Source organism: Gordonia sp. NPDC003422, from assembly GCF_053588675.1.
The window spans coordinates 12,176-30,663 of sequence record NZ_JBSFQL010000014.1; the positions used below are offsets into that span (position 1 = coordinate 12,176).

Below are 18,488 nucleotides of genomic sequence, written 5' to 3' on the forward strand. Positions count from 1 at the left end.
ACGTCACGCTCGCGACTCAGTCGGCAGGTGGGGCTCTTTCCGCCCTCAGGATCTCCCGGTGATGAGGTCAGCTGCCCTACTGCGATCGTTGATCTCGCTGGAATTTGTCGGTGCGCCGAGCGCGTCTATCCTGGTTGACGATGTCCATGTCCTCCCGTGTGCCCTCTCGCGCACCCGTCTACCTCGATCACGCCGCGTCCACGACCATGCTGCCCGCTGCGATCGAGGCGATGACGGCTGTCTTCGCGCAGCCGGGCAACGCGTCGTCGTTGCACGGATCCGGGCGCCGGGCGCGCAGGCAACTCGAAGAGGCGCGCGAGTCGATAGCGGCGTCGGTGGGTGCCCGGCCGTCCGAGGTGATCTTCACCGGCGGTGGAACCGAGGCCGACAATCTCGCCGTCAAGGGAATCTACTGGGCGCGTCGCGCGGCCGATGATCGTCGTCGACGGATTGTGGTGTCGGCTGTCGAGCATCACGCGGTCCTCGACCCCGCCCAGTGGCTCGCCGACGAGTCGGGCGCCGAACTGGTGATCCTGCCGGTCGATGCCGACGGGATCGTGTCCGCGGCTGACCTACGGGCCGAACTGGAGGCACACGCCGACGAGACCGCACTGGTGTCGGTCATGTGGGCCAACAACGAGGTCGGCAGCATTGCGCCGATCGCCACGCTCGCCGCGCTCGGCGCCGAGTTCGGGGTACCGGTGCACTCGGATGCGATTCAGGCGGTCGGGCACGTGCCGGTCGACTTCGCCGCCAGCGGTCTGGCCGCACTGAGCATCGCCGCGCACAAGTTCGGCGGCCCACAGGGTGCCGGCGTCCTGCTGCTCGGCCGTGACGTCGACTGCGTGCCTCTGCTGCACGGCGGTGGACACGAACGTGACGTCCGGTCCGGTACACAAGATGTCGCGAGTGCCGTGGGCATGGCCGCAGCATTGCGCTGGTGTGTCGAGCACCTGGACGAGAACGCCGCACACATGAAGCGGCTGCAGGGCCGGCTTTCCGAGGTGCTGTTGTCGCTGGATGGCACCACGCTCAACGGCGCCGAACTGAACGGTGCAGGGGGCGACCTCCGGCTGCCCGGCAACGTGCACGTGTCGTTCGCGGGCTGTGAGGGTGACTCGCTGCTGATGCTCCTCGACGCGAAGGGCGTCGAGTGCTCCACGGGTTCGGCCTGCACCGCAGGTGTCGCCCAGGCGAGCCATGTGCTTCTGGCGATGGGACTCGGCATGGCCGACGCTCGGTCGTCGCTGCGATTCTCGTTGTCGCCGTTCACCACCGACGCCGAGATCGACAGGGTTGCCGACGTGATCGGCGAGGTCGTCGATCGTGCACGTGCGGCCGGATTGGTCTCGGTACCCAGCGGTGCGATGGCGCGCGAGGGGGTGCGCTGATGCGGGTTCTTGCGGCGATGAGCGGTGGCGTCGACTCGGCGGTCGCGGCCGCCCGCGCGGTCGATGCCGGCCATGAGGTCGTCGGGGTGCACCTCGCGCTGTCGACGGCACCTGGAGCGTTGCGGACCGGGTCGCGCGGGTGCTGCTCGCGCGAGGACGCCTCGGACGCCCGTCGCGCAGCCGACGTTCTCGGCATACCGTTCTACGTCTGGGATTTCGCCGACCGGTTCAAGGACGACGTGATCGACGAGTTCGTGGCGGCGTATGCGGCCGGGCAGACTCCCAATCCGTGTCTGACCTGCAACGAGAAGGTCAAGTTCGCGGCCCTCGCCGACAAGGCCGTGGCACTCGGCTTCGACGCGCTGGCCACCGGACACTACGCCCGTCTACACGACGGAGAACTGCGCCGCGCGGTGGACGCCGACAAGGATCAGTCCTACGTGCTCGCGGTGCTGAATCACGACCAGCTCTCACGAGCGTTGTTCCCGGTCGGCGATACGCCCAAGGGTGAGATCCGGGCCGAGGCGGCCCGACGCGGACTCTCGGTCGCCAACAAGCCCGACTCCCACGACATCTGCTTCATCCCGAGCGGCGACACGCGTGCGTTCCTGGGTGCGCGGATCGGCCTGCGCCCGGGTGCGGTGGTCGATGCGGGCACCGGCGACCGGCTCGCCGATCACGACGGTGTCCACGGATTCACCATCGGGCAGCGCAAGGGCCTCGGTATCGATGCGCCCGCGGCCGACGGCCGGCCCCGCTACGTGACCGACATCGACCCCGAATCGGGCACGGTCACGGTCGGGACGGCCGCCGACCTGGAGGTCTGGACGATCACGGCGCGCCGCGCCGTGTGGACGTCCGGTACGACACCCGAGGGGCCCATCGACTGCGTCGTGCAGGTGCGCGCTCATGGCGGACTCGCGCCCGCCCGTGCCACGCCTGTCGTCGTCGACGGTGAGCCCGGTATCGAGATCGCACTGAGCGAACCGCTGACCGGCGTCGCTCGTGGTCAGGCGGCCGTGCTGTATCTGCCCGACGCCGAACGCGGCGACCTCGTCCTCGGTTGCGGGCGGATCTCCGCGACCAGCGCAGCGCCTGCGGTCGCGTCGAGCGCTCGGTGAGCACACCCGACCACTCGGCCGACGCTCTGCCCGCCGGTGTCGGTACCGGTATCGGCTCGATGCCCGGCACCGACGCCCGCTCTGCGGCCGCCATCGTCAACGGTGAGCTCGACTTCGCCCACCTCGTCGAACTGCCCGGTCGTGGGCTGGGAGCCGACATGATCGGGCGAATGGCGGCGATTCTCGTCGACCTTCCGATGGACACCGGCACGTGGGGTTACCGGTTGGCGCAGCGTCCGTCGCGGCTCACCAGGCGCGCGACAGACCTGCTGCACGAAGATCTCGACATGGTCGAAGAGATTTGGGAGACAGCGGGTTTCGTCGGTTCCGGTCGCCCGTTCAAGGTTCAGGTGGCCGGACCGTTCACCACGGCCGCATCGGTGGAACTGCGGGGTGGGCACAAGGTGCTGGCCGATCGCGGTGCTGTCCGTGACGTGGTGGCCTCCTGCGCCGAGGGGCTGCGCGAGCATGCCGGCGAGGTGGCTCGCCGGCTCGGCGCGCATGTCGTCGTGCAACTCGACGAGCCGATGATCGGCGCGGTGATCGACGGTGCCGTCAAGCCGTTGACCCGATTCGATGTCCTGGACGCGATTCCTGTGGCCGAGGTCGCGGAGTCGCTGCGTGAGCTCATAGACGTCGTCGGCCGACCGACGATCTTCCACAACTGCAGCGCGCCGCGGTGGGATCTGGTGCAGCGACTGCCCGGTGTGGCGTTGTCCGCCGACCTGAGTGCGCCCACCGCCCGCGACCTCGACGGTATCGGCGCCCTGATCGACCGTGGCGACACGCTGCTGGCGGGCGTGGTGCCCGCGGTCTCGTCGGACCGACGAGTGCACTCCGACGCGGTCGCCACGTCACTCGCCGCGCTCACCGATCGGGTCGGTCTTAATCGAAAAGTACTGGCGCAGAACGTGATCGTGACACCCACGTGCGGCCTTGCGGGTGCATCGGAGTCGTGGTCGAAACAAGCACTGGCGGTCAGTGCACAGGCCGGGCATCTCCTGGCCACCGACCCCGACGCCCTCTGACCTCGTCGACCGGGCGTCCCAAACCCCGTTGGCTGGGCGTCGGAAATCGTTGACAGTGCGTCCCAAAACCGTTGACTGGGCGTTTCGAACCGTTGACTGGGCGTTTCAGTCGGCGTCGAGCTTGGCGACGCTGCGCTTGGGTGCGATCTGTCGATAGCTCGCATCGAGTAGTTCGGCCACCTCGGTCCAGTCCATCCGGGGTTTGAGGAGCAGTCCCAACCACCCGTACGGACCGAGGTACGCGGGCATGAAGAACCGCGGATCTTCTTCCAGTGCTTGACGTTCCGACTCGTCGGGGATGAACAGGATGCTCTGGTCGTGGCGCTCCTTGCTGCCCCTGACGCTGCCCCCGTAGTTCGCGAACATCTTGCCGCAGCGGAATGTCGGCCGTCCGTGTGCGACGACTTCGGTGGCGTCGGGGAGTGCAAGCGCTATCTCGCGAACCCGGATGAGGCACGGGTCATTGTCGTCGAACATGATCGGGTGCGGCATGCCACGACGATAGATCGGTTCGATCGGGCTGTCAGGCCCCTCCGATAGGCTCGGTTTTGTGGCAGACGAACCGGCATTGGATGACACGGACCTACGTGAGCAGTGGTCGACGCTCGCCGACGAGATCCGCGAGCATCAGTTCCGCTACTACGTGAAGGACGCGCCGGTCATCACCGACGGTGAGTTCGACGTCTTGCTGCGTCGCCTCCAGGATCTCGAGGACAATCACCCCGAGCTCGCAACCCCCGATTCGCCGACCAAGCTGGTCGGTGGTGGTTTCTCCACGGCATTCACTCCGTCGGACCATCTCGAGCGAATGATGTCGCTGGACAACGTCTTCGACGCCGACGAGATGCGCGCGTGGGTCGAGCGGGTCGACGCCGACGCGGGTGCGCAGGTGGAGTTCCTGTGTGAGCTCAAGATCGACGGGGTCGCGCTCGCGCTCGTCTACGAGAACGGCGTGCTGGTGCGCGGCGTCACCCGCGGCGACGGACGCACCGGTGAGGACGTCACGCTCAACGCACGCACCATCGACGACATCCCACAGCGCCTCACCGCCTCCGATGAGTACCCGATACCCGACGTGCTGGAGGTGCGTGGCGAGGTCTTCTTCCGGGTCGAGGACTTCGAGGCACTGAATGCGTCACTGGTTGCCGACGGCAAGGCCCCGTTCGCGAATCCGCGCAACTCGGCTGCCGGGTCGCTGCGTCAGAAGAATCCGCAGATCACGGCGCGTCGCAGGCTGCGGATGATCTGTCACGGCATCGGGCACACCGAGGGCTGGCGTCCCGAGTCGTTGCACGACGCGTACCTGGCGCTCGGCGCATGGGGTCTCCCGGTGTCGACACACACCACCAAGGCGTGCGGGGTAGGCGAGATCTTGGACAAGATCGCCTACTGGGGTGAGCACCGGCACGACGTCGAGCACGAGATCGACGGCATCGTGGTGAAAGCCGACGACGTCACCGTGCAACGACGCCTCGGTTCGACGTCTCGCGCGCCACGATGGGCGATCGCCTACAAATACCCGCCCGAGGAGGCGACGACGAAACTGCTCGACATCATGGTGGGTGTCGGCCGCACCGGTCGGGTCACCCCGTTCGCGGTGCTCGAACCTGTACTGGTCGCCGGGTCCACGGTGTCGCGGGCCACGTTGCACAACCAGTCCGAGGTAAAGCGCAAGGGTGTCCTGATCGGTGACACGGTCACCATCCGCAAGGCCGGTGACGTCATCCCCGAGGTGCTCGGTCCCGTCGTCGACCTCCGTGACGGGTCGGAGCGTGCGTTCGTCATGCCTGACAAATGTCCGGAATGCGGTGCGCCGCTTCGGCCGGAGAAGGACAGCGACGTCGACATCCGGTGTCCCAACCAGGAGACCTGCCCGGCGCAGTTGCGGGAGCGGTTGTTCCACCTGGCGGGGCGCGGTTCCTTCGACATCGAGGCCCTCGGCTATGAGGCGGCCGCGGCATTGCTCACCGCCGAGGTGATCACCAACGAGGGCGACCTCTTCTCCCTCACCGCCGACGATCTCTCCCGCACAGAGCTGTTCACCACCAAGGCCGGCGCGCTCTCGGCCAACGGCAAGCGCCTGCTCGCCAACCTCGACAACGCCAAAAAGGTTCCACTGTGGCGGGTGCTGGTCGGATTGTCGATTCGACACGTGGGGCCGACGGCGGCGCGGGCGCTGGCCACCGAATTCGGTTCGCTCACCGCGATCGAGGATGCCGACGTCGAGCAGCTTGCCGGTGTCGAGGGGCTGGGAACGACGCTGGCACAGAGCATCCACGATTGGTTCGAGGTGGACTGGCATCGGAAGATCGTCGAAAAGTGGCGTGCCGCAGGGGTATCCATGGAAGACGAGCGCGACGAGTCGATCGCGCGGACGCTCGAGGGCAAGACCGTCGTCGTGACCGGCTCACTACAGGACTTCTCCCGTGACGGGGCGAAAGAAGCGATCCTGCAACGTGGCGGGAAGGCGTCGGGCTCGGTGTCGAAGAAGACCGATTACGTGGTTGTCGGCGATTCACCGGGCAGCAAGGCCGCCAAGGCCGAACAACTCGGCGTTCCCGTCCTCGACGAGGACGCGTTCAAGCAACTGCTCGAGACGGGAGAGGCGCCGGCGGTCGAACAATGACCGGCCGACTGTGCACGGTCAACGCTTTGGGACGCCCGGTCAACGGATTCCGACGCACAGTCAACGGTTTTCGACGCCCAGTCAACGAGGTCAGGAGAGCGCGTCGGTGAACGCGCGATACGCCCGGCCGTCGAACAGCACGAACCGCACTTCGGTGACGTCGGTATCGGTGGCGCGCACGGTGTGGACGGCCTTGCGTGCGCCGTCGTCGATGGGCCAGCCGTACACACCGGTCGAGATCGCCGGGAACGCAACCGTCGTGGCGCCGAGTTCGTCTGCGACACGCAGGGATTCGCGATAGCAGGAGATCAGGGTGGCGGACCTGTCCTCAGTCGTGGAATGCACCGGCCCGACGGTGTGGATCACCCATCGGGCTTCGAGGTCGCCCGCAGTGGTCGCAACAGCGTGCCCGGCCGCCAGGCCGTCGGGATAAGTGTTGGCGCGCAACTGCTTACACTCAGCAAGAATCTGCGGCCCGCCGCGACGGTGGATGGCGCCGTCGACTCCACCGCCCCCGAGCAATGACGAGTTGGCGGCGTTGACGATGGCATCGGTGGACTCCGAGGTGATGTCACCTTGGACCAGAACGATCTCGGTCATGCCTCCATCTGTAGCAGAGCCATCCGGAAATCGGACTCGGTGTGCGGAATCCATAGGGCTTGAACCGGTACGAGCGGTGCCGGGGTCAGGTCCACCACCACAGCGCGTCCTCCGTGGACCGGTCCGGCTTCGTCGGTGACAAATGCGCACGCATCACCATCGCGGAGCACTGCTGTCGACGGTGGTGTCCCCTGGATGGGGTTGACGCGAACTCGCGGCTCGAAACCGCTTCTGCGGCAGTGAGATATGAGGAAATCGGTGTAGAACGACTGATGCTCGGGTGCCCACACCATGATCGGGTGTGGTGTGAGGTCGGTCATCGTGAGCTGCGCGCGACCAGCGAGCGGATGACGTGACGACACCGCGATGCGTAGGCGGTGGTACGTGATGATGGCCGATGCGAGTTCGGGGGGCGTCGACACGCCCCGACGAAGGATGAGGTCGAGACTGCCGGAGAGCAGTGCATCGCGGAAATCGTCTGGAAACACCTGCCGGGCGGTCACGGACCGGTCGCCACCGTGGTCGAGCGCGGACTCGATGAGCGCATACACTTCGGCTCCGGACAATGCCGGTGAATGTCCGATGACAAACGGCTGCCGTGCGCCGGCCGCCACCTGCTTTACGTCGCGTGCCAGCGCTGACGTGCCAGACAGAAGGGGTCGTGCGCCCACATACAGAGCGCGGCCGGCCGGGGTCAACTCGAGATGCCGCCGTGACCGATCGAACAGTTCGACACCGAGATCACGTTCGAGTGTGCGTATCGCTGCCGACAGCGCCTGCTGCGTGACAAACACCTTGGCCGCTGCTGCTGCGAGCGTCGGCTCCTCGGCGACGGCGACGAACTGTCGCAGCCGTCGGGTGTCGAGCGCGTCATTTCCGCCCAGAGAGAGATGGTCATCAGCCACATACAAACTGTAATTGATCAAAGACCAAATGAGTTCGTTGGTGTTTGTTTTGTTCTGCTCCTACTTTCGATGAGGACACACCCATGCGATTCGAAGGAGCGACATGACACAGGCAGGAACGCGCGCTGACGCGCATCGGACCAACGCACCCCTCACCGGGAAGGCCGCAGTGGTCGCGGCGGGTGCGAAGAACCTCGGCGGACTGATCTCTACTCGGCTCGCCGCGCTCGGTGCCAACGTCGCGATCCACTACAACAGCGACGCCACACGTGTCGACGCCGAGAAGACGCAGGCGGCGATCAGCGAGGTCGGGTCGAAAGCGATCCTCGTTCAGGGCGATCTGACCGTACCGGCCAACAACACCGCCCTCTTCGACGCGGCCTCAGAGGCCTTCGGCGGAGTGGACATCGCGATCAACACCGTCGGCAAGGTTCTGCGCAAACCGATCGTCGACACCACCGAGGCCGAGTACGACACGATGTTTGACGTCAACGCCAAGGCGGCGTACTTCTTCCTGCAGAACGCAGGCAAGCGACTGAACGACAACGGATCCATCATCACCATCGTGACCTCGTTGCTCGCTGCCTACACCGACGGCTACTCCACGTACGCCGGTGGGAAGAGCCCCGTCGAGCATTTCACCCGTGCAGCTTCAAAGGAGTTTGCGGAGCGTGGTATTCGAGTGAACAACATCGGTCCGGGTCCGATGGACACCCCATTCTTCTACCCACAGGAGACGCCCGAGCGAGTGGAGTTCCATAAGTCGCAGGCGATCGGAAATCGACTCACCACCATCGAGGACATCGCGCCGATCGTCACATTCCTGTGCACCGACGGCAGTTGGATCACCGGTCAGACACTCTTCGCCAACGGCGGCTACACCACACGCTGATCGACTGACAGCCAAGGAGATTGAGACACCATGACCGATAAACTCCCAGCCGTGGTACAGGCATCCATCGACGCCACCAACGCCGGTGACCTCAAAGCGTTTCTTGCGACCTTCGATGCGGACGGAGCAGTCGACGATTGGGGCCGGGTCTTCGTGGGAAACTCGGCGATAACCCGGTGGAGCGACAACGAGTACGTCGGCAAGAATGTGACGCTCGATGTCACGTCCGTGACCACGAACGGCGCCGAGACCATCGTGATCGCACAGGTGGGCGGTGATGGGTTCAACGGGCTGTCGACGTTCACCTATAGCGTCGTCGGCTCGATGGTCGCTCGGATGACCATTCGCGAATGAGTGCCGCGGACTTCAGTTCTCGGCGCGCAGCACCGTGCTGACGATTCCGGCGAGATAGCCGAGGCGGGCGATCTCCGACGGCCGGAAATCGGGTCCGCCGATCCGTCCGAGCAGAATGGCCTTTCCGCTCGAACCCAGCGGGGCGGCCGCCATGCGGGTGTCCATGTCCTGCCACGCTTCTGGCACCCAATCGGCGTCCGGATCCAACTGTTCTGCCCGATTCAGGGGCAGCCAGTCGGCGCGGGTCAGGGGAGTCTCGGGCGCGCCCGAACTGCCGAACAACTGTAGGACACCGCCGCCGACGCCCTGCGTGAGGATCATCGCCCACGACACGCGCAATACGCGCGGCGCCTGATCGACCAGAACCTGCAGCCGGTCGGTTGCGGTCGTGGCCACCTGATCGACGAGTTCGAGCTCGCGGTGGGTGTCGAGCACACCCGAGTACGGCCGGATCGAATCCACCCGCACACCCTTCACCTTCTCGGCGGCGGTGATCAGGCTGTCCGGCAGTGCGCCGCGTGCGACCTCGACCACGAGGTCGTCGACGGCGTAGCCCTCGCCGCGCTCGACGACCTCCAGCGACAGGATGTCGGCGCCGACGGAACCGAGTTGCACGGCGAGCAGCCCGAGGCTGCCCGGCCGGTCCTGGAGATACACCCGAAGCAGGTATGACACGTGCGACATTCTCGCACCCGGCTGTGACGGGCGCGTTGCGAGCATCCCGCGGCCCCGTCCGTCGGGGCTACCGTGGGTGGGGTGACCGATCATCCGGAACTCGATGGTGTGCACCACGTCACACTTTCCGTCAGCGACCTCGACACCACCATCGAGTGGTACACGCGAGTGCTGGGATATCGGGAGGGGCTGCGCGTCGAGCGGGACGGCGTCGGCAAGGCCGTGCTGACCCGCGATGACTGCGTCACCATCAGCTTTGTGGCACACGGTGATTCTGCGGTCGACGGACTGTTCGACGAGCACCGGGCAGGTCTCGATCATCTGGGGTTCGCGGTCGCAGACCGTGCCGAGCTCGACCGCTGGATCGAGGTCCTCGACACCCACGGCATCGGTCACAACGAGCCGGTGCGCGGTTTGTGGGGATGGGTGGTCTCGTTCCGCGACCCCGACAACATCGCCCTGGAGTTCTACACACGGGAGTGAGTGCTCGGCGTGACGTTGTGCGGATCGTCGTGCTCCCGAGACCGATCGACGCGAGGATGGCGGTATGTCCGACCACGATCGAGCCCCACAGAATCTCGACGATGAGCCGTCGCACGTCACCACCTCGGTCGCGCGACGGATCACACCCGGCCGCGAGCACGAGTTCGTGACCTGGACCGACGCGGGCATCGCGCTCGCCCGGACATTTCCCGGGTTCCTGGGCGGCGGCTGGTTGCGCAACTCCCGCATCGACGACGAGTACTACGTGGTCTACCGGTTCGCCGACGAACTGAGCATGGATGAGTGGCAGCGATCACCGGTACGCAAGGCCTGGTTGTCGCGTGGCGAGGGGGTCGCGGCGGAATACGCGACCCACCGGCTGTCCGGCATCGAGGGGTGGTTCGAGCCCCAGCACAATCTGACGAACGCCGTTCGGGTGCAGGGTGACCCGCCGGCGAGATGGAAACAGGCGATCACCATCTGGCTGGGCTTCTTCCCGATGTCGCTGGCCATCAACTACGGTGTCGTCGCGCACCTCGGTGACCTGCCGCTCGCGGCGAAGACGCTTGTCGCGACGGTCATCAACACCCCGCTGATGGTCTACTTCGTGTTGCCCTGGCTGACCGCGCGACTCAAGAGATGGCTGACGTGACAGCCCTCGCCTCGGGTGGCGGGAGCGCGTCGAGTCGCCTCCCATAGGCTGGAGGGCATCACGACGCGCCCGCGAAAGGATGAACTGGTGGCCGGTGAACCGAAGTCCATTTCCCGCGAGGAGGTCGCGCACCTTGCGCGGCTGTCGCGTCTGGATCTGACCGCGGACGAACTCGATGTGTACGCCGAGCAGTTGGATTCGATCCTCACCCACGTCGCGCAGGTGTCCGAGGTGGCCGCCGAGGATGTGCCGGGCACCGCCCATCCCGCGGAACTCGCCAACGTGCTCCGCCCGGACGTCGTGGTACCCGGACTCACCACCGAGCAGGCGTTGTCGGGTGCGCCGGCCGTCGAACAGGACCGGTTCGCGGTCCCGCAGATCCTGGGGGAAGAACAGTGAGCACCGACACTCGCGCTGCCGGAGAACTGACCGGGCTCACCGCAGCCGAACTGGCCGGCAAGATCGCTTCGCGCGAGGTGTCGTCGGTGGAGGTCACGCAGGCGCATCTGGACCGGATCGCCGAGATCGACGATCAGCTTGGCGCGTTCCTGCACGTCAGCGGTGCGCAAGCGCTGGTTGCGGCCAAGGCCGCCGACGACGCGATCGCGTCCGGCGACGCACCGTCGGCGCTGGCCGGGGTGCCCATCGCGCTGAAGGACGTCTTCACCACCCTCGACGCCCCGACCACGTGCGGTTCGAAGATCCTGGAAGGGTGGGTGCCGCCCTATGACGCCGCCGTGACCGAGCGTCTCCGCGCGGCGGGCATCCCGATCCTGGGCAAGACCAACATGGACGAGTTCGCCATGGGCAGCTCGACCGAGAACTCCGCCTACCAGGTGACCCGCAACCCGTGGGACACCTCCCGCATCCCGGGTGGCTCCGGTGGCGGCAGTGCCGCCGCGCTGGCCTCCTACCAGGCGCCGCTGGCGATCGGCACCGACACGGGCGGATCGATCCGCCAACCGGCCGCGGTCACTGCGACCGTCGGCGTCAAACCCACCTACGGCACGGTGTCGCGCTACGGCCTGGTCGCATGCGCGTCGTCGTTGGATCAGGGCGGGCCATGTGGTCGGACCGTCCTCGACACCGCTCTGCTGCACTCGGTGATCGCCGGACACGATGCCCGCGATTCGACGTCGATCGATGTTCCGGTGCCCGATGTGATCGCCGCGGCGAAGGCCGGTGCCGAACAGGACCTCTCGGGCGTCCGCATCGGCGTGGTCACCGAACTGCAGGGCGAGGGCTATCAGCCCGGCGTCCTCGAGTCGTTCCGCGCTGCGGTGTCGCTGCTCACCGAGCGCGGGGCCGAGGTGGTCGAGGTCAGCTGCCCGCACTTCACCTATGCGCTCGGCGCCTACTATCTGATCCTCCCGTCGGAGGTGTCGTCGAACCTCGCGCGTTTCGATGCGATGCGTTACGGACTGCGCGTCGGCGACGACGGGTCACACAGTGCCGAAGAGGTCATGGCGATGACCCGGGACCAGGGATTTGGTCCAGAGGTCAAGCGTCGCATCATGATCGGGACCTACGCGTTGTCGTCGGGCTACTACGACGCCTATTACGGGCAGGCGCAGAAGGTGCGCACGCTGATCTCCCGCGACTTCGCGTCGGCGTTCGAGAAGGTCGACGTGCTGGTGTCGCCGACCACCCCGACCACCGCATTTCCGTTGGGGGAGAAGGTCGACGACCCGCTGGCGATGTATCTGTTCGACCTGTGCACGCTGCCGGTCAACCTGGCCGGGATCGGTGCCATGTCGGTGCCGTCGGGACTCAGCGCCGACGACGGTCTGCCCGTGGGCCTGCAGATCATGGCGCCCGCACTCGCCGACGATCGGCTTTATCGGATTGGCGCCTCCTACGAGGCCGCGCGGGGTCCGATCGGCTGACGCCCGTCGCCGGCCGGATAACCGGCGTTCACGCGGGTGTGGTGGAGGCCGCAACGTCGGGCCGGATCGAGACAGATGCCCTAGATTGAGTGTGTTCCATCCGGTCGGCAGGAGGGTCTCACCACAATGGCCAAGAGGTTTGGCATTCTCACGTCCGGGGGCGATTGCCCCGGTCTGAACGCGGTCATCCGCGGAGCAGTGCTCAAGGGCGAGACTGTCTATGGCCACGAGTTCGTGGGATTCAAGGACGGTTGGTACGGCCTGGTCTACGGCGACATCATCGAGCTGGACCGTTCGCATGTGCGCGGTCTCTCCAACCAGGGCGGCACCATCCTCGGCACCAGCCGTTTCGGCCCGTATTCGGAGCCCGACGGCGGTCCGGACAACATCAAGAAGGTGCTCAAGAACCTCGGGATCGACGGTGTGATCGCGATCGGCGGCGAGGGCACCGCGTCGGCCGCCAAGCGGCTCTATGCAGACGGCATCAACATCGTCGGCGTGCCCAAGACCATCGACAACGACATCGACGCCACCGACTACACCTTCGGTTTCAACACGGCGGTGGAGATCGCGACCGAGGCGATCGACCGGTTGCGCACCACGGGCAATTCACACAAGCGTTGCATGGTGCTCGAGGTCATGGGCCGCCACGCGGGCTGGATCGCTCTGCATTCCGGGATCGCCGGTGGTGCGCATGCGATTCTCATCCCTGAGCAAGGGGAGAGCCTCAATCAGATCTGCGCCTGGGTCACCAGCGTCAAGAACCGCGGTCGTGCGCCGATGGTCGTGGTTGCGGAGGGTTTCAAACTCCCGGACATGAAAGAGGAGTACTCGGTCAAGGGTCTCGACGGATTCAATCGGCCGCGGCTGGGCGGGATCGCCGAGGTGCTCGCGCCGCTGATCGAGGAGCGCACCGGTATCGAGACCCGTGCCACGGTGCTCGGCCACATCCAGCGCGGCGGTGTCCCAACCGCTTTCGACCGTGTCCTCGCCACCCGCATGGGGATGGGTGTGGCCGATCTCGTGGCGGAGGGCGGCTGGGGGCAGATGGTCGCACTGCGCGGCACCGACATCGTGCGCATCACCTTCGACGAGGCGCTCGGCGAACTGAAGCGGGTCCCGCAGGACCAATACCAGGAGATCCGCGTCATCTTCGGATGAGGGTCAGCTGCTGAAGGATCCGTCTGGTGTAGGCGCGTCGATCACTGTCGTCTCCGGGCTGGTTCGTACGGGTTCGCGCGGGATGACGAGCCACAGCGCCAAATACACCAGCACCTGAGGTCCCGGGAGCAGGATCGATACGACGAAGAGCGCGCGCACGAGTGTGGGGTCGAGGTCCCATCGTGCTGCGATGCCGCCGCACACCCCGCCGAACCACGCGTCCGTACGTGAACGGGTGAGGCGCCGCTCGGGCGCAGAAGTGGGCGCAGTGTTGACGGGCGCGATTGTGCTGGTCATGGTCGGGTCTCCTGGTTCGGTGGCTTGTACGTCATCTCCGACGCTACGAAGGGAGGCCTTCGGGGCGCATCGGTGATCACCCTGAACATCCACCCGGGAATTCGCCGCATAAACTGTCAGCCATGACTGCCGCCGCCGCCGAATTGCTGGACTACGACGAGGTCATCGCGGAGTTCGACCCCGTGATGGGCCTCGAGGTGCACGTCGAACTGGGTACCGCCACCAAGATGTTCTGCGGGTGCCCGACGGCCTTCGGCGCCGAGCCGAACACCCAGGTGTGCCCGGTGTGCATCGGACTGCCCGGGTCGCTGCCGGTGGCCAATGCGAAGGCCATCGAATCCGCCATCCGGATCGGGCTCGCATTGAACTGTTCGATCCGGCCGTCGAGTGTATTCGCGCGGAAGAACTACTTCTATCCCGATCAGCCGAAGAACTACCAGATCTCGCAGTACGACGAGCCGATCGCCTACGACGGGTACCTCGACGTCGTTCTGCCCGACGGCACCGAATGGCGCGTGGAGATCGAACGTGCGCACATGGAAGAGGACACCGGCAAGTCGCTGCACATCGGTGGGTCGACCGGGCGTATCCACGGAGCGAGTCATTCGCTGCTCGACTACAACCGCGCGGGTGTTCCGTTGGTGGAGATCGTGACCCGACCCATCGAGGGTGCCGGCGAACGCGCACCCGAGGTGGCACGGGCCTACGTCACCGCGCTGCGCGACCTGCTCAAGGCGCTCGACGTCTCGGATGTCCGCATGGATCAGGGCTCGTTGCGCTGCGACGCCAACGTCTCGCTGATGCGCAAGGACGCAACGGAATTCGGTACCCGCACCGAAACCAAGAACGTGAACTCCCTCAAGAGTGTGGAGATCGCGGTGCGTTACGAGATGCGTCGCCAGGCCGCGGTGCTGCTCGCCGGTGGTGAGGTGATCCAGGAGACCCGGCACTTCCACGAGACCGACGGCACCACGTCACCGGGTCGGCGCAAGGAGACGGCCGAGGACTACCGCTACTTCCCGGAGCCCGATCTTCCTCCGGTGCAACCGGATTCGGCGTGGATCGCCGAGCTGGCCACCACGCTGCCGGAACTGCCGTGGCTGCGTCGGGCCCGCATCCAGCAGGAGTGGGGAGTGTCCGACGAGGTCATGCGTGACCTCGTCAACGTCGGCGCGGTGGATCTGATCATCGCCACCGTCGACGCGGGCGCGGCTCCCGAGGCCGCCCGCGGCTGGTGGGTGTCTTTCCTTGCGCAGCAGGCCAATGCGCGTGAGACGGAACTCGCCGATCTGGCCATCACCCCGGCCCAGGTCGCCGAGATCATCGGCCTGGTCGACGACGGCAAGCTCACCACCAAGCTGGCCCAGCAGGTCGCGACCGCCGTGCTCGACGGCGAGGGCGAACCGGCGCAGATCGTCGCCGACCGCGGACTCGAGGTCGTGCGCGACGACTCGGCGCTGCAGAAGGCGGTCGACGACGCGCTGGCCGCCAATCCCGACATCGCCGAGAAGATCCGCGGCGGCAAGGTTGCGGCGGCCGGCAAGATCGTCGGCGACGTCATGAAAGCGACTCGGGGACAAGCCGATCCCGCCCGCGTCAAGGAGCTTGTGCTCGCCGCCTGCAGCTAGGCAACCCCCGCCCGCCGAGCGCGAGAACAGGTGCCGAGTTGGAGAACGCGAGTGCTGCAGCACTCGCGTTCTCCAACTCAACTCGAGTTCTCGCGGCTTGACGCGGGACGTGGCCAGGAGTCACGTGCGGTTGTCGGCTCCCGCGCCGCCCTGGATGACGGCCACCCGGTCGTCGGTCGGCACGGGCCGGCCGTTCTCCTTGTTGACCGTCGCGAACTGGATCAGGCCGTTCGGAAGTGCGGCCATGCGGCCGAGTGCGCCATAACGGCGTTCGAGGACCACCACCGGCGCCGTGATGGTCGGTCGTTCCCGGGTGGGTTCGTTGACGGCCTCGATGCGCTGGGTGCGGGTGGTCGACACGTAGATGCTGCCGGCCGCGGCCGCACATCCGGCGATCTTCGGCTTGTCCGTCCACGTCCACAACACCTTGGGCCCGGAATCCTCGATGGCTTGCAGGCGATCCTCGGTGGCGGTCTGGTCGGCGGCATAGAGCGCGCCGGTAGCCGGGTTCGGACAGAGGGCGACCGACGACCCGAATCCCGAGGCCAGGATCTTCGGCGGCGGGTTGGCGCCTGAACTGAGCGAGGTGACGAGCAGGATCTTGCCCGCCAGCGACGACGGATTGCTCGCCGACGCCGGACTTCCCGCGTTACCGGTCGCGACGACCAACTCGTTGGGCGACCGGAAGTACATCGAGCCCATGTTGCCCGTCGCGCCCTTCGGGATGCCGACCAGGATCGGCTTGGCCACGTCGCCCGGGGCGAGTCGGACGATCCGGTTGTCCGAGGGCGTGGTGATGAACGCGTAGATCAGCCGGTCCTGCGAGTAGGTGGGTGAGAACGCGAAGTCGATCAGCCCGCCGTCGCCCGATGCGTCGACCGGCACCGAACCCAACTCACGATGCGGTCCGTACTTCTGCTGCGCGATGATCTTGCCGGTGGTGCGCTCGGCGATCACCGCCGACTGGCCGCTCTCGTCGCCCGGCGCGATCCCGCCGGTGGATTCCAGGCACGTCGCGATCACCGACGGATCGGGATCGATACATGGACCGGTCGGCGGTTGCTGAGGTTGTGGCGACGGCGGTGGCGTCTGCGTCGGAGGTGGGGGATTCGGGTTGTTCGAACTGAACGGACCCGCCGCCTTCTGCTGATCCTGGGCGCTGAAGTCGGCGCAGCCACTCACCGCGATCGTCACCGCCACAAGACCGGTCACCACCGCTCGCCATCGACCGACCGGCGCGCCGACGTACCCCCGCCGGTGCCGACTCGTCCGCCGCCCCTTACGCATGCCGTCCACAGTAGTGGTGCCGATGCGGTGGACCGGAGATCGGCTGGTCCGACTCACCCGGCTGCGCCTGGCGACCACGGCGACGCCAACCCCTTAGAGTCGGAATGGTGAGCGAACGTGACAAGTCGACAAACGGTCCGACCAGTCCGTACGACGAGCCGACGGGCCAGATCGACCTTCCCAGGACACCGCAACCGGGCCGTGTCGCACCACCACCGAACCGCGACGACTTCTACGAGCGGCATGCGAGACGGTCACCCGCGCAGGTGTCGCGGGTCGACGACTTGGATGACCTCGACCCTGGCGACGTGGAAACGCGCCCGACGCCCAGTGCTCCGAATACCGCGCCGCAGACCGGTTCGCCTCAGACCGGTTCGCCTCAGACCGGTTCGCCGCAGACCGGTTCGCCGCAGACCGGTTCGCCACAGACCGGTTCGCCACAGACCGGTTCGCCACAGACCGATCCGCTGCCGGTCGATCGCGGCGTCCCGGACGAGCAGACGGCGGTCATCGAACGGCCACCGGTCGTGGCGCGTCCCGACGCCGCGCCTGCGCGTGCCGAACCGACACGAGTCACCGCCGGCGACGAACCGGGCGGGCCCGACCGAAACGCGTCGCGAATCACCGATCCGGTAGGGGTTCGGCGTCGCACGCCCGACTCGACTCCCGAGCCCGACACCAGTCCGACGGAGGCTTTCGCGGCGCGTCGTCCCGCCGCCGACGCCGAGGCGACGGCGAACGAGACCCGGCCGCTGGTGTCGGAATCCGACGCCGAGCCACCTGCGTCCGACGCGACGGCCGACGATCTCGACGAAGCCAAGGCGAAAGCCCGTCGCGGCACCCTCGACCTCGGGCTGCTGTTGCTGCGGGTTGCGGTTGGCGCGGTCGCGCTCGCGCACGGACTGCAGAAGCTCTTCGGCTGGTGGAGCGGTCCGGGACTGAGCGGGTTCGAGGACATGCTCGTCAACTCGGCCAACAGCAGCATCGGGTTCAATCCCGACTTCGCGAAACCGCTGGCCATCCTCGGTGCGCTGTCGGAGACGCTCGGTGGGGCGATGGTGATCTTGGGGCTGCTCACACCGGTGGGTGCGTCGGCGATCCTGGGCACCATGCTGATCGCCGCCGCCTACAAGACCACCTTGGCCGGAGGCTTCTCGTTCTTCGCTGCCGTCGGCGGCGTCGAGTACGAGCTCACCCTGGCCGTGGCGGCCGCGGTCATCATCCTCACAGGCCCAGGCCTGTACTCACTGGACTTTCCCTACGGATGGGCCAGACGACCGTTCATCGGATCGTTCCTGTGGCTCATTGTGGGAATCGGTGCGGCAGCGCTCATCTGGATCTTGTGCAACGGCACCAACCCGCTGTCGTCACCGGGTAACCCTGGCGGCTGAGGCCGGGAATCCCGGCTGGTGAGATTCGCGTTGTCGTCTCAGCAGCCCTTCGAGGCTCGCAAGCTCGCACCTCAGGGATCGGGGGATGGCTCTTCCTGAGCAGGGGATGGC

At 66.6% G+C, this 18,488-nt stretch carries 19 protein-coding genes; 13 read left to right on the forward strand and 6 right to left on the reverse strand.

All coding sequences use genetic code 11. The features are described 5' to 3' along the window. Nucleotides 1–140: 140 nt before the first annotated feature. The 3 genes from ACWDTF_RS13260 to ACWDTF_RS13270 are packed head-to-tail and all read left to right on the forward strand — an operon-like array spanning nucleotide 141 to nucleotide 3,540. A complete protein-coding gene (locus tag ACWDTF_RS13260) occupies nucleotides 141–1,391 on the forward strand; it encodes a cysteine desulfurase family protein (RefSeq protein ID WP_355274802.1) in 1,251 nt (416 codons plus the stop codon). Next, entirely contained in the window at nucleotides 1,391–2,512 is a 1,122-nt protein-coding gene (gene mnmA / locus ACWDTF_RS13265) for a tRNA 2-thiouridine(34) synthase MnmA (RefSeq protein WP_240857512.1), read from the forward strand. The genes ACWDTF_RS13260 and mnmA overlap by 1 nt, the downstream gene beginning before the upstream one ends. After that, nucleotides 2,509–3,540 (forward strand): uroporphyrinogen decarboxylase/cobalamine-independent methonine synthase family protein, encoded by a 1,032-nt coding sequence (locus ACWDTF_RS13270; protein ID WP_355276843.1) that lies wholly within the window; start codon nucleotides 2,509–2,511, stop codon nucleotides 3,538–3,540. Before mnmA ends, ACWDTF_RS13270 begins: the two co-directional genes overlap by 4 nt. A gap of 105 nt (nucleotides 3,541–3,645) precedes the next feature. Here the strand turns inward: ACWDTF_RS13270 and ACWDTF_RS13275 are convergent, their stop codons facing one another. Further along, nucleotides 3,646–4,032 carry an MmcQ/YjbR family DNA-binding protein gene (locus tag ACWDTF_RS13275; protein ID WP_240857513.1) on the reverse strand — a complete coding sequence of 129 codons (387 nt, stop codon included), beginning with the start codon at nucleotides 4,030–4,032 and terminating at the stop codon, nucleotides 3,646–3,648. Nucleotides 4,033–4,090: 58 nt separating this feature from the next. Between ACWDTF_RS13275 and ligA the strand changes: the two genes are divergently transcribed. Then, a complete protein-coding gene (gene ligA / locus ACWDTF_RS13280) occupies nucleotides 4,091–6,166 on the forward strand; it encodes an NAD-dependent DNA ligase LigA (protein WP_240857514.1) in 2,076 nt (691 codons plus the stop codon). Between the two features lie 90 nt (nucleotides 6,167–6,256). On the opposite strand, the gene ACWDTF_RS13285 is transcribed toward ligA, so the two are convergent. Next, entirely contained in the window at nucleotides 6,257–6,766 is a 510-nt protein-coding gene (locus ACWDTF_RS13285) for an O-acetyl-ADP-ribose deacetylase (RefSeq protein ID WP_240857515.1), read from the reverse strand. Next, complete coding sequence (locus ACWDTF_RS13290) at nucleotides 6,763–7,671, reverse strand: LysR family transcriptional regulator (protein WP_240857516.1); 909 nt, start codon at nucleotides 7,669–7,671, stop codon at nucleotides 6,763–6,765. Before ACWDTF_RS13290 ends, ACWDTF_RS13285 begins: the two co-directional genes overlap by 4 nt. A 103-nt stretch (nucleotides 7,672–7,774) precedes the next feature. Between ACWDTF_RS13290 and ACWDTF_RS13295 the strand changes: the two genes are divergently transcribed. Next, nucleotides 7,775–8,563, forward strand: a complete 789-nt coding sequence (locus ACWDTF_RS13295) for an SDR family oxidoreductase (protein ID WP_240857517.1) — start codon at nucleotides 7,775–7,777, stop codon at nucleotides 8,561–8,563. Between the two features lie 30 nt (nucleotides 8,564–8,593). After that, complete coding sequence (locus tag ACWDTF_RS13300) at nucleotides 8,594–8,917, forward strand: nuclear transport factor 2 family protein (RefSeq protein ID WP_240857518.1); 324 nt, start codon at nucleotides 8,594–8,596, stop codon at nucleotides 8,915–8,917. A 12-nt stretch (nucleotides 8,918–8,929) separates the two neighbouring features. Here the strand turns inward: ACWDTF_RS13300 and ACWDTF_RS13305 are convergent, their stop codons facing one another. After that, entirely contained in the window at nucleotides 8,930–9,601 is a 672-nt protein-coding gene (locus tag ACWDTF_RS13305) for an ACT domain-containing protein (protein WP_355276846.1), read from the reverse strand. A 72-nt stretch (nucleotides 9,602–9,673) separates the two neighbouring features. Here ACWDTF_RS13305 and ACWDTF_RS13310 point away from each other — a divergent pair, with 72 nt between their 5' ends. From ACWDTF_RS13310 to ACWDTF_RS13330, 5 genes are all read left to right on the forward strand, one after another. Further along, nucleotides 9,674–10,075 carry a VOC family protein gene (locus ACWDTF_RS13310; protein ID WP_355276848.1) on the forward strand — a complete coding sequence of 134 codons (402 nt, stop codon included), beginning with the start codon at nucleotides 9,674–9,676 and terminating at the stop codon, nucleotides 10,073–10,075. 64 nt (nucleotides 10,076–10,139) lie between these two features. After that, entirely contained in the window at nucleotides 10,140–10,727 is a 588-nt protein-coding gene (locus ACWDTF_RS13315; protein WP_240857521.1) for an antibiotic biosynthesis monooxygenase, read from the forward strand. Nucleotides 10,728–10,814: 87 nt separating this feature from the next. Beyond that, nucleotides 10,815–11,126, forward strand: coding sequence for an Asp-tRNA(Asn)/Glu-tRNA(Gln) amidotransferase subunit GatC (gatC, locus tag ACWDTF_RS13320; protein ID WP_240857522.1), 312 nt, complete (start codon nucleotides 10,815–10,817; stop codon nucleotides 11,124–11,126). Beyond that, nucleotides 11,123–12,613, forward strand: a complete 1,491-nt coding sequence (gatA, locus tag ACWDTF_RS13325) for an Asp-tRNA(Asn)/Glu-tRNA(Gln) amidotransferase subunit GatA (protein ID WP_355276851.1) — start codon at nucleotides 11,123–11,125, stop codon at nucleotides 12,611–12,613. The genes gatC and gatA overlap by 4 nt, the downstream gene beginning before the upstream one ends. A 126-nt stretch (nucleotides 12,614–12,739) precedes the next feature. Beyond that, the gene (locus ACWDTF_RS13330) at nucleotides 12,740–13,774 is read left to right on the forward strand and encodes a 6-phosphofructokinase (RefSeq protein ID WP_240857524.1); all 1,035 of its coding nucleotides are present in this window, start codon (nucleotides 12,740–12,742) and stop codon (nucleotides 13,772–13,774) included. Between the two features lie 3 nt (nucleotides 13,775–13,777). Here ACWDTF_RS13330 and ACWDTF_RS13335 read toward each other — a convergent pair whose 3' ends face one another. After that, nucleotides 13,778–14,071 carry a PspC domain-containing protein gene (locus ACWDTF_RS13335; protein WP_240857525.1) on the reverse strand — a complete coding sequence of 98 codons (294 nt, stop codon included), beginning with the start codon at nucleotides 14,069–14,071 and terminating at the stop codon, nucleotides 13,778–13,780. Between the two features lie 122 nt (nucleotides 14,072–14,193). Here ACWDTF_RS13335 and gatB point away from each other — a divergent pair, with 122 nt between their 5' ends. Next, complete coding sequence (gatB, locus tag ACWDTF_RS13340; RefSeq protein ID WP_240857526.1) at nucleotides 14,194–15,699, forward strand: Asp-tRNA(Asn)/Glu-tRNA(Gln) amidotransferase subunit GatB; 1,506 nt, start codon at nucleotides 14,194–14,196, stop codon at nucleotides 15,697–15,699. A gap of 120 nt (nucleotides 15,700–15,819) precedes the next feature. Here gatB and ACWDTF_RS13345 read toward each other — a convergent pair whose 3' ends face one another. After that, entirely contained in the window at nucleotides 15,820–16,986 is a 1,167-nt protein-coding gene (locus tag ACWDTF_RS13345; RefSeq protein ID WP_240857527.1) for a PQQ-dependent sugar dehydrogenase, read from the reverse strand. A gap of 104 nt (nucleotides 16,987–17,090) precedes the next feature. Between ACWDTF_RS13345 and ACWDTF_RS13350 the strand changes: the two genes are divergently transcribed. Next, entirely contained in the window at nucleotides 17,091–18,377 is a 1,287-nt protein-coding gene (locus tag ACWDTF_RS13350; RefSeq protein ID WP_355276854.1) for a DoxX family protein, read from the forward strand. The last annotated feature ends 111 nt before the right edge of the window (nucleotides 18,378–18,488 follow it).